Origin of the sequence: Mycobacterium sp. SP-6446 (genome assembly GCF_001954045.1) — a bacterium.
Classification (GTDB): Bacteria; Actinomycetota; Actinomycetes; order Mycobacteriales; family Mycobacteriaceae; genus Mycobacterium.
Genome location: NZ_MBEM01000234.1, coordinates 19,632 through 33,068, shown reverse-complemented (window position 1 = coordinate 33,068; position 13,437 = coordinate 19,632). Strand labels below are relative to the sequence as shown.

The following is a 13,437-nucleotide window of genomic DNA, read 5'->3' as shown; positions in this document are numbered from 1 at the left end:
CGTCACCCTCAAGTATTCGGAGCCGACGACCGCCCGGATGGATCCTCGAACACACCCCCGGGCCGTCATCGCGTGACTCCAAGTTCCTGCAGAGTGAGCCGCAATGCCCGTACGGCATAGTGTAGTCGCGACTTCACTGTTCCTTCCGCGATCTCGAGATCCGCAGCAATCTGCGCGGTGGTCCATCCGCGGTAGTAGGAACGCTCGATGACGGCCCGGTGCTCCGCGGATAGTTGCACCATGGCGTCGGCGATCAGCAGCCGATCCAGCGCCGCGTTCACCTCGTCGGGCGTGGATTGCTCCGGCGCGCCCGCCTCGTCCAGCGAACCGACCACGTTGCGGTACCGCGCACTGCGCCGGTCGTCGATGATCATGTTGCGGGCCACGGTGAACAGCCATGCCCGCGCCGACCTGTCGGTGTCGCCGATGACTTCGGGGTGTTGCCACGCCCGCAACAATGTCTCTTGGACCACGTCTTCCGATTGGCTCGGGTCTCCGGTCAGGCGCAGCGCATAGCGCCACAAGACTGCGGCATGTTCGTCGTAGAGCGCCTTCATCAGAGCGGCTTCGGCAGCCCCGGACGCCCTCCAAGTGCCGGCAACCCGAGCCACTCGATCACCTCCTGCCAACTGGAACGAGTCGAGCAGGTATTTAGTTCACTAAAGCGTCGGGGGTCAGGACGCGAGCGTCAGAATGCGCGGCCCGGTGTCCGTCACCGCGACGGTGTGTTCCCAATGTGCCGCCCGTGAGCCGTCGGTGGTAGTGACCGTCCATTGGTCGTCCAACACGGAGGTTTTGCCCGTGCCAAGCGTCAGCATGGGTTCGATGGCCAGCACCGATCCGGGGGCCAGTAGCGGGCCCCGACCCGGTGAGCCCTCGTTGGGCAGGAACGGGTCCATGTGCATGTGCCGGCCGATGCCGTGGCCCCCGTACCCCTCCACGATCCCGAATGCGCGGCCGTAGCGAGCCTCGGCGGCATGCGTGCCGGTCTCGATGGCAAACGAGACGTCGGTCAGGCGGTTCCCCGCCACCATCGCCGCGATGCCGGCTTCCAGCGATTCCCTGGTGGCCGCGCACAGCGCGTCGTCGGCCGGATCCAGCGCGCCCACCCCGAAGGTGATCGCCGCGTCACCATGCCAACCGTCCAGGACCGCGCCGCAGTCGATGGAAACCAGATCCCCGGGCGCCAGCGTTTCCGCGGCGGACGGGATGCCGTGCACCACCCGATCGTTGACCGACGCGCAGATCGACGCCGGGTACCCGTGATAGCCCAGGAACGACGGGATCGCGCCGGCCTCGCGGATCACCGACTCCGCGATCTGGTCCAGGCTTAGCGTCGACGCCCCCACGACAGCCGCCGCGCGCACGGCGTCCAGCGCGGCCGCGACCACGGCGCCTGCGGCGGCCATCGCGTCGAGTTCCGCCGCACTGCGCTGCGGCACGACCCTGCGACCCCGCAGCCGTGCCAGCGGGCTCATCGCTACTTGCCCAGCGCTTGCAGCGCGCGGGCGAACACCTCGTCCATCGAGCCCACGGCGTCGACGGTCTTCAACTGGTCGCTGTAGTACTCCAGCAACGGGGCGGTCTCGTCGCGGTAGACGTTCATCCGATTGACGATGACGTCGTCGGTGTCGTCGGCTCGGCCCCGGCCCTTGAGCCGCTGGAACAACTCCTCCTGCGACACCCGGAACTCCAGCACCGCGTCGATGTCGGTGCCGCGGCGTCCGAGCATTTCATGCAGCGCTTTGGCCTGCTCGAGCGAGCGCGGATACCCGTCCAGGATGAAACCGTTGGCCGCATCCGCATCGTCCAGCCGATCGTCGACGAGCTGGTTCGTGAGGTCGGAGGGCACCAGGTCACCGGCGTCCAGATAGCGCTTGGCTTCCAGGCCGAGTTTGGTGCCGTCCTCGATGTTGCGGCGAAACAACTCGCCCGTGGAGATTTGCGGGATCCCGAGCTTCTCGGCGAGCCGTCCTGCCTGCGTCCCCTTGCCCGCGCCCGGCGGTCCCAGCAAAACGACTCTCACTTGAGGAACCCTTCGTAGTTGCGCTGCATGAGTTGACTCTCGATTTGTTTGACCGTATCCAAACCGACGCCAATCATGATCAGAACCGCCGTACCGCCGAAGGGCAAGTTCTGGACCGCTCCGCCATTGCCGATCTGCAGGAACAGGTTCGGCAGCACCGAGATCGCGCCCAGGTAGATCGAGCCGGGCAGGGTGATCCGGCTCAGCACATAACGCAGGTAATCGGCGGTCGGCTTGCCCGGCCGGATGCCCGGAATGAAGCCGCCGAATTTCTTCATCTCGTCGGCGCGCTCGTCGGGATTGAAGGTGACCGAGACGTAGAAGTACGTGAAGAAGATGATCAGCCCGAAATAGATGCCGATGTAGACCGGGTCGCTCGGGTCGGACAGGTAGCTGCCGACGAACTTGTCCCACCAGCTATTGCCCATGCCGCCACTGCCACTGCGGATCAGCTGGGTGATCAGGTGCGGTATGTAGATGAGCGACGACGCGAAGATGACCGGAATGACGCCGGCCTGGTTGACCTTGAGCGGCAGATACGTCGACGTTCCGCCGTACATGCGCCGCCCCACCATGCGCTTTGCGTATTGCACCGGGATGCGGCGCTGGCCCTGCTCGACGAACACCACGCCGACGATGATGATCAGCGCGGCCACGCACACGGCGGCGAAGATGACGCCGCCGCGGCTGTCCAGGATGGTTTTGCCCTCGGAGGGAATGCGCGCGGCGATACCGACGAAGATCAGCAGGGACATGCCGTTGCCGATGCCGCGTTCGGTGATCAGCTCGCCCATCCACATCACCAGCGCCGCGCCGCCCGTCATCACCAGCACGATGACGACCAGCGTGAAAATGCTCTGATCGGCGATGATGTCCAGCGAGCAGCCCTGCAGCAGCCCGCCGTTGGCCGCCAGGGCCACGATGCTGGTGGCCTGCAGGACGGCCAGCGCGATGGCCAGATAGCGGGTGTACTGCGTCATCTTGGCCTGGCCGGACTGGCCCTCCTTGCGCAGTTCCTCGAACCGCGGGATGACCACGGTGAGCAGCTGCACGATGATGCTGGCCGTGATGTACGGCATCACCCCCACCGCGAACACGGTGAGTTTGAGCAGCGCGCCGCCGGAGAACAGGTTGATCAGCGAGTAGATCTGTCCCGCTTCGCCGCCGCTGGCCTCTTTGATGCACTGCTGCACGTTCGGGAAGTTGACGCCGGGCGACGGCAGTGCGGCGCCGAGCCGATAAAGGACGACGATGCCAAGGGTGAAGAGAATCTTCCGTCTCAGGTCGACTGTCCGCAGCGATGAGATGAAAGCCGAAAGCACTCTTCCTCCTGCGCAGCCGTGGGTGGCCCTCCGTCACGCGCCCAACACCCGCAGGCCAGGACGTACGGCCGTCCTATATCTCCAGCGCGTCAAATCGTGTACGAGACTAACAGCTGACTTGCGTAGGCCCCGCAAGGCGTAGAGTTCTGGTGGCTCGTTGCATTTGCTAAATAAGTGGGGAGCGCGATGACACGGACCGATCAAGACAGCTGGGACCTGGCCTCCAGCGTGGGTGCCACCGCGACGATGGTCGCCGCGGCGCGGGCGCTGGCCAGTGGCGGAACCGACCCGATCATCAACGACCCGTACGCCGCGCCGCTGGTGCGCGCGGTCGGGCTCGATTTCTTCCGCCGCCTGGTCGACGGTGAAATCGTCTCCACCGAAAAGCCCGACGGCGGCGAACGCGACCTGGCGCTCGAGACCGATTCGATCGCGGTGCGCACCCGCTTCTTCGACGACTTCTTCCTGAACGCGGCCCGCGACGGGGTTCGCCAATCGGTGATCCTGGCCGCCGGCCTGGACGCCCGCGCCTATCGGCTGTCCTGGCCGCCCGGCAGCGTGGTGTACGAGGTCGATCAGCCCCAGGTCATCGAGTTCAAGAGCGCCACGATGGCGGCCCTGGGCGCCGCGCCGTCCGCGGACCGGCGAACCGTCAGCATCGACCTGCGAGAAGACTGGCCGGAGGCGTTGCGCGCCAGCGGGTTTGACGTCACGCAGCCGACTTCCTGGAGCGCAGAGGGCCTGCTGATGTACCTGCCGCCCGAAGCCCAGGACCGGCTCTTCGACAACATCACCTCGATGTCCGCGCCGGGAAGCAAGCTGGCCACCGAATACCATCCCGACTCCGGTATAGCGATGTCCGATCGCGCCGCCGAATTCAACAAGCGGTGGGCCAATTTGGGCTGCGACATCGACCTGTCCGGGCTGTTCTTCGACGGCGAGCGCAGCAACGTCATCGAGTACCTGAGCGGTCGGGGCTGGCAGGTGCACTCGCGGCCACGGCGGGAGATGTTCGCCGATTACGGTCTCGTCTTCCCGGACGACGACGAGCTGGCGCAGTTGCGCAACATCACCTGCGTCACCGCAACCCTCGGTTAGGACGCCCATGACACAGAGCGACACCAAGCGATTCGACGGCGACAGTTGGGATTTGGCGTCCAGCGTCGGAGCCACCGCCACCGCGGTGGCAGCCCGGCGGGCGATGGCGTCCAAGGGCCCGAACCCGCTCATCGACGATCCATTCGCCGAGCCTCTGGTGAACGCGGTGGGTGTGGACGCCTTCATCCGGATGATGAACGGGGAAATCGAAGTCGCCGAGGACGATCCGGCCTTCACCCCGCGCCGCCTCGGTGAGGGGATGGCCGTTCGCACCCGGTTCTTCGACTCCTTCTTCATCGAGGCGGCCGAGGCCGGGATACGCCAGGCCGTCATCCTGGCTTCCGGCCTCGACACCCGCGCCTACCGGCTGCCGTGGCCGGCCGGCACCGTCCTCTACGAGATCGACCAGCCGAAGGTGATCGAGTTCAAGACCCGCACCCTGGCCGACCTCGGCGCGGCCCCGACCGCCGACCGCAGGGCCGTCGGGATCGACCTGCGCGACGACTGGCCGGCGGCGTTGCGCGACACCGGATTTGACACCACGCGGCCCGCGGCCTGGATCGCCGAAGGCCTGCTGGGGTACCTGCCGCCGGACGCGCAGGACCGCTTGTTCGACAACATCACCGCGCTGAGCGCCGCGGGCAGCAGGCTGGGCACCGGCTACGTGCCGAACATTCGCGAACGCATCGAAAGGCGGGGGCAGGAGATCAGCGAGCGCTGGCGGCGCCTCGGATTGAACCTCAACTGGGCCGACTTGGTCTATCCCGGCGAGCGCAACGACGTGGTCGACTACCTGGGCGACCGCGGCTGGCGGGCGACGGTGCACAGCACGCAGGAACTCTACGCCGCCAACGGTTTTGAATTCCCGGACCAATCGATGGTCGCGTTCGGCGATATCCGATACGTGTCGGCAGAGCTGACTTAGGCTGACTTAGGCTGACTTAGCCCGGTTTGGCCGCCGGGGTCCGGACCACCAGCGGAACGGCGGGGAAACACCACGCCATCTCCGAGCGCGACTTGCGCAGCGCGGCGGTGCCGTAACCCTTCTTCCGGTGGTCGGGGTGGATCCAGATCCGCACGTTCACCTCGCCGTTGACCAGCTCGCCGAACACCATGCCGACCTTCTGCCCCGAATCGACGGCCACGAACCACGCTGCCTCTTCGTCGTCGACACGTCGCAGCGCGGCGCGGATCTCGTCGTCGAGGTTGCCCGCCGGTCCGCCGGAGCCGTCGCCGGCGGCGCCGACGTCCTCGGTTCGGGTGGCGAAGATGTCGCGGTCGTGCTTGGCGGAAAAGGGCCGCAGCTGCAGGGTCTCGCCCGAGCTGGCCGGCCGCTCGCCCACCGTGAAGCTCAGCTGTTTGTTCAGGTCCTCGAGTTCGGCGAGGATCTGCCTGCGCGAGTTGATGGTGAGTTGGTCGAAGGACATGCTCATCACCGCCTCGGCGGCCACGTGCGACGTGTCGAGCAATTTGACGATCGCCTCGACCGCGGCCGCCTTGTCCTCGGACTCGACCACGACGTCGGCGATTTCGTGCCTGCGTTCGAGGGCGTTCAACAGGGCGTCGGCGATCTCGCGGCGGGCGGCTTTGCGGTCGTGGTCGGTCATTGCACAAGCCTAGAACGCGCCCGGCGGTGTCGCCGGGGGTATCGCCTCGGATCGCCGATTTCCCAGCTCCAGGAACCGGCGATAGCGGTCCTCGACCGCCCCCACCCAGGCGGGGTCGGGGTCGACGACGCGGTCGGTGGCGGCCCAGCGGGCCGCGTCGTCGATCGTCGTCTCCAGGCCGGCGGCGATGCGGGCGAGGAAAGCCGCTCCCAGCGCCGCGCCCTCGGCGACCGCGGACACCTCGACCGGCCGGCCGGTGGCGTCGGCGATGGCCTGCATCCAGGGCTGTAGCCGGGTACCACCGCCGGTGGCGACGATGCGCGATACCGACGCGCCGCTTAGCTCGATGAGCTGACGAACGACGAAGCCCGACGCCTCGTATGCGGCCCGGCGCAGCGAGGCGGCGTCGTGGGTGAGATCCAGGGCGTCGAGCACGGCGCGCCGGTCCGGGTCGTGGAACGGCGTGCGCTCCCCGCGAATGTACGGCGACCACACCGGCACCCGGCGCGGGTCGACCGACTCGGGGTCACCCGGCCCGAGGAGGCGATCGACCCAGCCGAGAAACAGCCCGCCGGCATTGCTGGCGCCGCCGATCTTGCTCAAGCCGGGGGCGGTGTGCGGGATGGTCCACAGGCCGGGCACCTGCCGTGACTCGGGGATCGTGTTCCACACGATCAGGGTGGTGCCACACAGCACGAGGACGTCGCCGTCGCGGTCGGCGCCGGCAACGATCTGTTCACACAGCGCGTCGATGGCGCCGATCGCCAATACGGCGTCCGTCCCGGGGAGCTGCCCGGCGGCCGTTCCGATCGTCTCCACCCGGGGCATCTGCTCGACGGTCGCGCCGCGGTCGGCGCATGCCGCCGGGTCCCAGCCTGTCCCGTCGAACAGGGGGAAGGCGGTGGCCGCCGTGGCGACGTCGATCAGCGCTTCGCCCGCCAGGGCGTGGTTGGCCACCGCCGGTGCCGGCCAGTATCCGGCCGCGCCGGGGGCCTCGGCGGCCGTCCAGCGCAGGAACTCGGCGGCCTCGCCCAGCGCCGGCAGCGGCTGTTGGTCGGCGCCCGGCACCCGGCCCCTCTCGTCGCCGTATAGCAGCCCCGGTGTCAGCGGCGTGCCCGCGGCGTCGACTGCGGTCAGCGAGGGGACCATCGCCGCGACCGCCACCGCCCTCGCATCCGGACGGTCCAGCTGCGCAAGGGCGGCCGAAGGCCCCCGGCGCCACGCCTCGTCGGCGTCGTGTTCCAGCCGGTTGGGCGCCGGAACCCGCAAGGCGTGCGGAATCCGCACCCGGGCCCCCACCCGGCCGTCGGCGTCCGCGGCCACCGCCTTGACCGCGGTGCTGCCCACGTCGATGCCGATTGTCAGGCCTTCACGTGACACGGGCGTCACCGTACGCCAGCATTGGGGTTCGTGACGTCAAGACCGCGCGCCTTGGTGACCGCCCCGCTGCGTGGACCGGGGTTCGCCAAGCTGCGGGAGCTGGCCGACGTGGTGTACGACCCGTGGATCGACCAGAGCCCGCTGCGCATCTACGGCCCGGAGCAGCTGGCCGAGCGGATCACCGCCGAGGCGGCCGATGTGGTTGTGGTGGAAAGCGACTCGGTCCGCGGCCCGGTGTTCGACTTGGACTTGCGCGCCGTCGCGTCCACCCGCGGCGACCCCAACAACGTCGATGTCCCCGGCGCCACCGCCGCCGGGATCCCGGTGCTGAACACCCCGGCGCGCAACGCCGACGCGGTCGCCGAGATGACGCTGGCGCTGCTACTGGCCGCCACCCGTCACCTGCTGACGGCCGACGCGGATGTCCGCGGCGGCAACATGTTTCGCGACGGCATCATCCCGTATCAGCGGTTCCGCGGCTGGGAGATCGCCGGGCTCACCGCCGGGCTGGTCGGCCTCGGTGCCGTCGGCCGCGCGCTGCGCTGGCGGCTGGCCGGGCTGGGCATGCGGGTCATCGCCTACGACCCGTACAACGACGAAGCCCGCCACGGCCTGGACGAACTGCTGGGTGAGGCCGACGTCGTCTCGCTGCACGCGCCGGTCACCGACGACACGGCCGGGATGATCGGCGCCCAGCAGTTCGCGGCCATGCGCGACGGCGTGGTCTTCCTCAACACCGCGCGGGCTCAGCTGCACGACACCGACGCGCTCGTCGACGCCCTGCGCGCCGGCAAGGTGGCCGCCGCCGGCCTGGATCACTTCGTCGGCGAATGGCTGCCGACCGATCACCCGCTGGTGGGCATGCCCAACGTCGTCTTGACCCCGCACATCGGGGGTGCCACGTGGAACACTGAGGCTCGGCAGGCGCAGATGGTTGCCGACGACCTGGAAGCGCTGTTGTCCGGCAAGACACCCGCCAATATCGTCAACCCGGAGGTGCTAGGGCCATGACATCCGTGAAATACGTGGCCGACCCGGAAACCGCGGTGCTGGACGCCGCCAAGGACATGCTGCGCCGGGGCCTGGTCGAGGGAACCGCCGGCAACATCTCGGCCCGGCGCTCCGACGGCAACATCGTCATCACGCCGTCGTCTGTCGACTACCGGGACATGCAACTCGACGACCTGGTGCTCGTCGATCCCGAGGGCGCCGTGCTGAAGGCCGCGGAGGGCCGGGCGCCGTCGTCGGAGATGAAGCTGCACCTGGCCTGCTACCGGGCTTTCGACGACATCGGCAGCGTCATTCACAGCCATCCCGTCTGGGCGACGATGTTCGCCATCGCCCACGAGCCGATTCCCGCCTGCATCGACGAGTTCGCGGTCTATTGCGGCGGCGACGTTCGGTGCAGCGAATACGCCGCGTCCGGCACACCAGAAGTGGGCCTCAATGCGGTGAAGGCGCTCGAGGGCCGGGGCGCGGCGCTGATCGCCAATCATGGCCTGGTGGCCGTGGGACCGCGCCCCGACAAGGTCATGCACATCACCGCGCTGGTTGAGCGCACCGCGCAAATCGTCTGGGGCGCAAGGGCTCTCGGTGGGCCGGTGGATATCCCCGAGGATGTGAACCGCAACTTTGGGATGGTCTACGGCTACCTGCGCGCCAACGCCTGATGGGCCGGGTCCGGTTCGGCCGCGCGAGCGTGGCGCGGGTACTGGAACTTCCGCTCGAATTGGGTATCCGGTTCTTCCCCGCGACCCCGCCGTCCGGGTGGCGGGACAACGCCGACCTGCTGGTGCCGGACTTCTTCGATCCCGACACCGATCAGTGGCACGCCGCGGTCCAGAGCTGGGTCATCGAGGTCGACGGGCTGACCGTCGTCGTGGACACCGGCGTCGGCAACGACCGCGAGCGCCCGCACATGCCGTTCCTGGACCACCTGAACACCGGGTTCCTGGCGGCGCTTCGGTCGGCGGGCATCGACCGCAGCGCGGTGGACGTGGTGGTCAACACCCATATCCATTCCGACCACGTCGGCTGGAACACCATGCGCGAGAACGACGCCTGGGTGCCGACGTTTCCCAACGCCCGGTACCTGGTGCCGGCCGCCGACTACCACCACTTCTCGCCGGACGGACCCGCGGGCCAGGAGCCCGGCAATCAACTCGTGTTCGCCGACAGCGTCTTGCCCGTCGATGGGCAGATCGTGCAATGGTCGGATGACTATCGGATCAGCGAGTCGATGCGGCTGCGGCCCGCGCCCGGCCACACGCCGGGTTCGTCGGTGCTCTGGCTGGACGCGGGTCGGCCCGCGGTTTTCGTCGGGGATCTCACCCACAGCCCGCTGCAGCTGCGCCGTCCCGACGACGCCTGCGCCTTCGACGTGGACGCCCCCGCCGCCGCGGTCACCCGTCGCCGGATATTCACCGAGGCCGCCCGCGCGAACGCCGCCGTGATACCCGCGCACTATGCCGGCCGCGGTGGTGCGACGATTCGCGCCGTCGAGGATCGCTTCGACGTCGACTACTGGCTGGACATCGAATCCCTGTGACGCCATTCGCGGGGCGAGGCGCCGTGCGCCCGGCCGAATAGCCGGCTGAAGTAACCGGGATCGGGCAGGCCGACCCTCCTGGCAACCTCCGCGACCGGCAGGTCGGTTTCCGCGAGCAACGCGCGAGCCGTGGCCATCCGGCGTTCGGTGATCCACTCCCCGACCGTGCGCCCGGTGCGGCGGCGCACCACGGTGGTCAGGTGTCCCGGGGTCATGCCGAGTTCGTCGGCGACGTCGCGCAGCGACAACGGCTCGGCATGACGCCGGTCGATGACGTCGAACACCTCGGCCAGCAGCGGTTCGCCGCTGCGCCGCAGCTCGGCCACCACGGGCCCGGCCAGCCGCGCGAGGTCGATAAGCAACAGGGTCAGATGTGCCAGCGCCGCCTGCCGATAGCCGTCCTGGCGCGCAAGCAGCTCGGCTTCGATCGAGCGGATCGCCGCATCCCACGCCGCCCGCCGGGCCACGGGAACATCCAGGCGCAGTATCCCGCCGACCTGGCCGTGCAGGAACGGAAACAGCAGCGGGTGCGCCCGCCACGCCGGCCAGGGCGACCGCGCGTCTTCACCCAGCGCGGCGGGGTCGAAGAACACGGCGACCCCGGCGTCTCGATGCTCGAGCCGCTCCGGGTCGAGCACCTGACCCGCGGCCGCCACATGGACCAGCCCGGCCGCGGGAAGGTACCAAAGCGCGGGAAAGTCGTGAATGTGGCGACCGCGCTCGACGAAATCCTCGGGCCCCGACCGCACCACCGACACCGGCGGCGTATCCGGATCGGTCCGGTACTCATAGATCGGCACGCCCGCACGCTGCCGAACCATCCGAGCCGGCCGCGTCATGTAGCCAAAGATAGTCCTACTTTCACCGATGATCGCCCAATTCTCGGTCAGTACACCGGTTCACCATGGATGCTGTGACGAAACATCATCCACATGACTACCTGCCCGCCGCCGGCCACGACGCGCTGCTGCCCTGCTACGACCTGATCTCACGCCTGCTGGGCATGAAAAGGGTCCACGAGTCTCTGATCGCGCACGCCGAGCTCGCCGACTGCCGTCGTGTCCTGGAAATCGGCTGCGGCACCGGCAATCTCATCATTCGGGCCAAACGCGACTACCCTCACTTGGACGCGGTTGGGTGCGACCCCGACCCGCGGGCGCTTGACCGGGCGCGGAGAAAGACGAACGGGATCCGCTTCGAGCGCGGCTATGCGGAGCGGCTGCCGTACTCCGACGGGGAATTCGACCGGGTGCTGTCGTCGATGATGCTGCACCATGTGAGTGACGACGCGAAAACCGCTGCGGCGGAGGAGATCTTCCGTGTTCTGCGCCCGGGCGGCAGGCTGCACCTGGTCGATATCGGCGGCGACACGGCCGCCCAGGGCGGCGTGCTGGCGCGGCTCATCAGGCGTAGTCCGCACGCCGCCGCCAATCTCGGCGACGCGATTCCGCGCCTGCTGCGCGGTGCCGGTTTCGACTGCACCGAAGTCGCCACGCATCGGCAACGCGTGGTCGGACAGCTCACCTACTATCGCGCGACCCGTCCCGCCTAGCGCTGGCCCAGACTGACCGGGAGCGATTCGTATACGGTCATGTTGTTGCAGAGATCGGGGAGCGTCATCCTCGGCTCCGCGACTTCGATGGCGCCGGTGTTGAGCAAGATCTCGTCGAGGGCGGCCCGGATTTCCGCCCGCGCAAGCATCGCACCGAGACAGTGATGAGCGCCGCCCCCGCCGAAGGACTGGTGGGGGTTGGGGTCGCGGCGAATGTCGAACCGGTATGGATCCTCGAAGACGTCTTCGTCGCGGTTGGCCGAGCGCAACATCGTGACCACGCGCGCACCCTCGGGGATCAGGACGTCGCCGATCATGACATTCATGGCTGCTCCACGCACCCAAAACATGATCGGCGTGGAATAACGGATCACCTCCTCGACCGCCGTCCGCCGCGCATCCGGGTCGGATCGATAGACTGCGATCTGGTCCGGATTCGCCGCGAAGGCGCGCATGCCGTCGCACAGCGCGTTTCGAGTCGTGTCGGCGCCGGCCAAGCCGAGGATGAAGAAGAAGATTTCGAGTTCATTGGAGGGCAGCAAGAAGCTCTCGCCCGATTCTTCCGTGATCTCCGTGGTGCACAACGCACTCCATATGTCGTCCACGGGATGATCACGCTTGTGAGCGGTAAGCGAGCTGGCGTACTGGAACAGCTCCATGAACGGGAGCAAGTCATCCCCGTCGGGCACGGACATCTGCGCGCCGGCAGTCTTCAACACCCGGTCGATCAAGCCGAATACATGCGGGCGGTCGGAATCGGGAATCCCGACGATGTCGCCGATCACCGAGATTGGCAATCCCGCAGCCAGATCGACGAACTCACCACCGCCGGCCTCGCGCAGGGCAGCGGCCATGGTCTTGGCCCGAGCCCGGATGCCTTCCTCCAACTTGGCCACCGCGCGTCGGGTGAACGCGCGGGCAATGACCTTGCGCCGAATCGTGTGATCCGGCGGGTCCATGCTCACGATCGCCGGATAGGAATCGAACAGCGCTACGTCCTGAATCAGCGGTCTGCGGGTCGCCGTAAACGACTCGTGATCGCGGTGCACTCGCGCGACATCGGCATGTTTCGTGCACACCCAAAACTCGCGGCCCACAGTGGATCTGACGCGGTCGGTGAGATGCTGATGAAACACCGGCGTGCTGGCGCGCAACTCGGCGAACATGTCGTCGGGAAAGCGCGAGGCCCACACTGACGGCTCGGCGAGATCGATTGCCGAGTCTGTCATGTGCGCTTCACTTTTCGAGCTCGCCGCGCAGGCCCGCCATGATGAGGCGCAATCCGTACATAAACGCCTTGTCGTCGACCCCTCGGGCCGCGCCACCCGCGCGGCGCCTGTGCTCGAGTTGCACGGATCCCAGTAGGTGGATGTACAACGCCGCGTGCGCCGCCTCGAAATGCTCGGCCGTCAAGCCGGATTCGCGCAGAATTTCGCGAGAGGCGAGATCCATCGCGGTGGCCGCGGTGGTGTGCGGATGCTCCTGCAGCAGAGCCGCGATCCCGGGCACGCCGACCAGCACCTTCCACGCCCTGGCATAGAGCGCGATCAAACGTGCTTCCCAGTCGCCTTCCTCCGGAACCTCGATCTGTGCGAGCACCGCTTCGATCAGCAGATCGAGCAGTTCCCGCTTGTCGCGAACGTGGTAGTACACCGACGAGGCCGCCGTGCCGGCCTCCGCTGCCAGCTCGCGCATCGTGACCCGGCTGACGCCCACGCGCTTCGCCAGTCGCAGCAAGTGCTTCGTCAGGTGGGCCCGGTCCAGGGCCCCGTAGCGAAGCACCGGCGCATTGGACACCGCCGCCACACGCCCCCCTTTCGAACAGCGTTCGGTTTCGAACAGTATTCAGATTAGAACAATGTTCGCCTCCGCTCGTCAAGCACGGCTCCCCGGTTGACCACTGA

General features: G+C 67.8%; 15 protein-coding genes. 6 read left to right on the top strand and 9 right to left on the bottom strand.

Going from position 1 to position 13,437, the window contains the following annotated elements:
* Window positions 1-65 precede the first annotated feature (65 nt).
* From A5736_RS21185 to secY, 4 genes are all read right to left on the bottom strand, one after another.
* Window positions 66-611 carry a sigma-70 family RNA polymerase sigma factor gene (locus A5736_RS21185; RefSeq protein ID WP_076061581.1) on the bottom strand — a complete coding sequence of 182 codons (546 nt, stop codon included), beginning with the start codon at window positions 609-611 and terminating at the stop codon, window positions 66-68.
* A 63-nt stretch (window positions 612-674) separates the two neighbouring features.
* Window positions 675-1,478 (bottom strand): type I methionyl aminopeptidase, encoded by an 804-nt coding sequence (gene map, locus A5736_RS21180; protein WP_076248385.1) that lies wholly within the window; start codon window positions 1,476-1,478, stop codon window positions 675-677.
* 2 nt (window positions 1,479-1,480) lie between these two features.
* Window positions 1,481-2,026, bottom strand: coding sequence for an adenylate kinase (locus A5736_RS21175; protein ID WP_076126279.1), 546 nt, complete (start codon window positions 2,024-2,026; stop codon window positions 1,481-1,483).
* A complete protein-coding gene (secY, locus tag A5736_RS21170; RefSeq protein WP_076126277.1) occupies window positions 2,023-3,348 on the bottom strand; it encodes a preprotein translocase subunit SecY in 1,326 nt (441 codons plus the stop codon). Before secY ends, A5736_RS21175 begins: the two co-directional genes overlap by 4 nt.
* Window positions 3,349-3,534: 186 nt before the next feature.
* Here secY and A5736_RS21165 point away from each other — a divergent pair, with 186 nt between their 5' ends.
* Together A5736_RS21165 and A5736_RS21160 are read left to right on the top strand one after the other, a co-directional pair.
* Window positions 3,535-4,446: a class I SAM-dependent methyltransferase gene (locus A5736_RS21165; protein ID WP_076248383.1), complete on the top strand. Its 912-nt coding sequence runs from the start codon at window positions 3,535-3,537 to the stop codon at window positions 4,444-4,446.
* Between the two features lie 7 nt (window positions 4,447-4,453).
* Window positions 4,454-5,371, top strand: a complete 918-nt coding sequence (locus A5736_RS21160) for a class I SAM-dependent methyltransferase (protein WP_076126273.1) — start codon at window positions 4,454-4,456, stop codon at window positions 5,369-5,371.
* A gap of 16 nt (window positions 5,372-5,387) precedes the next feature.
* On the opposite strand, the gene A5736_RS21155 is transcribed toward A5736_RS21160, so the two are convergent.
* Window positions 5,388-6,053, bottom strand: coding sequence for a GNAT family N-acetyltransferase (locus A5736_RS21155; protein WP_076126271.1), 666 nt, complete (start codon window positions 6,051-6,053; stop codon window positions 5,388-5,390).
* Window positions 6,054-6,062: 9 nt separating this feature from the next.
* Entirely contained in the window at window positions 6,063-7,433 is a 1,371-nt protein-coding gene (locus A5736_RS21150; protein WP_076248442.1) for an FGGY-family carbohydrate kinase, read from the bottom strand.
* A 30-nt stretch (window positions 7,434-7,463) separates the two neighbouring features.
* Between A5736_RS21150 and A5736_RS21145 the strand changes: the two genes are divergently transcribed.
* The 3 genes from A5736_RS21145 to A5736_RS21135 are packed head-to-tail and all read left to right on the top strand — an operon-like array spanning window position 7,464 to window position 9,981.
* The gene (locus A5736_RS21145) at window positions 7,464-8,444 is read left to right on the top strand and encodes an NAD(P)-dependent oxidoreductase (protein ID WP_076248382.1); all 981 of its coding nucleotides are present in this window, start codon (window positions 7,464-7,466) and stop codon (window positions 8,442-8,444) included.
* Window positions 8,441-9,103, top strand: a complete 663-nt coding sequence (locus tag A5736_RS21140; RefSeq protein ID WP_369805122.1) for an L-fuculose-phosphate aldolase — start codon at window positions 8,441-8,443, stop codon at window positions 9,101-9,103. Before A5736_RS21145 ends, A5736_RS21140 begins: the two co-directional genes overlap by 4 nt.
* The gene (locus A5736_RS21135) at window positions 9,103-9,981 is read left to right on the top strand and encodes an MBL fold metallo-hydrolase (RefSeq protein ID WP_076248380.1); all 879 of its coding nucleotides are present in this window, start codon (window positions 9,103-9,105) and stop codon (window positions 9,979-9,981) included. The genes A5736_RS21140 and A5736_RS21135 overlap by 1 nt, the downstream gene beginning before the upstream one ends.
* Here A5736_RS21135 and A5736_RS21130 read toward each other — a convergent pair.
* Window positions 9,954-10,820: an AraC family transcriptional regulator gene (locus A5736_RS21130; protein ID WP_076126266.1), complete on the bottom strand. Its 867-nt coding sequence runs from the start codon at window positions 10,818-10,820 to the stop codon at window positions 9,954-9,956. The two genes, A5736_RS21135 and A5736_RS21130, sit on opposite strands and share 28 nt — an antisense overlap.
* A gap of 74 nt (window positions 10,821-10,894) precedes the next feature.
* On the opposite strand from A5736_RS21130, the gene A5736_RS21125 reads away from it, so the two are divergent.
* Window positions 10,895-11,533, top strand: a complete 639-nt coding sequence (locus A5736_RS21125; protein WP_371328400.1) for a class I SAM-dependent methyltransferase — start codon at window positions 10,895-10,897, stop codon at window positions 11,531-11,533.
* Here the strand turns inward: A5736_RS21125 and A5736_RS21120 are convergent.
* Window positions 11,530-12,762 carry a cytochrome P450 gene (locus A5736_RS21120; protein ID WP_076248377.1) on the bottom strand — a complete coding sequence of 411 codons (1,233 nt, stop codon included), beginning with the start codon at window positions 12,760-12,762 and terminating at the stop codon, window positions 11,530-11,532. The two genes, A5736_RS21125 and A5736_RS21120, sit on opposite strands and share 4 nt — an antisense overlap.
* Window positions 12,763-12,769: 7 nt before the next feature.
* Window positions 12,770-13,339 (bottom strand): TetR/AcrR family transcriptional regulator, encoded by a 570-nt coding sequence (locus A5736_RS21115; RefSeq protein ID WP_139333480.1) that lies wholly within the window; start codon window positions 13,337-13,339, stop codon window positions 12,770-12,772.
* Between the last annotated feature and the right edge of the window lie 98 nt (window positions 13,340-13,437).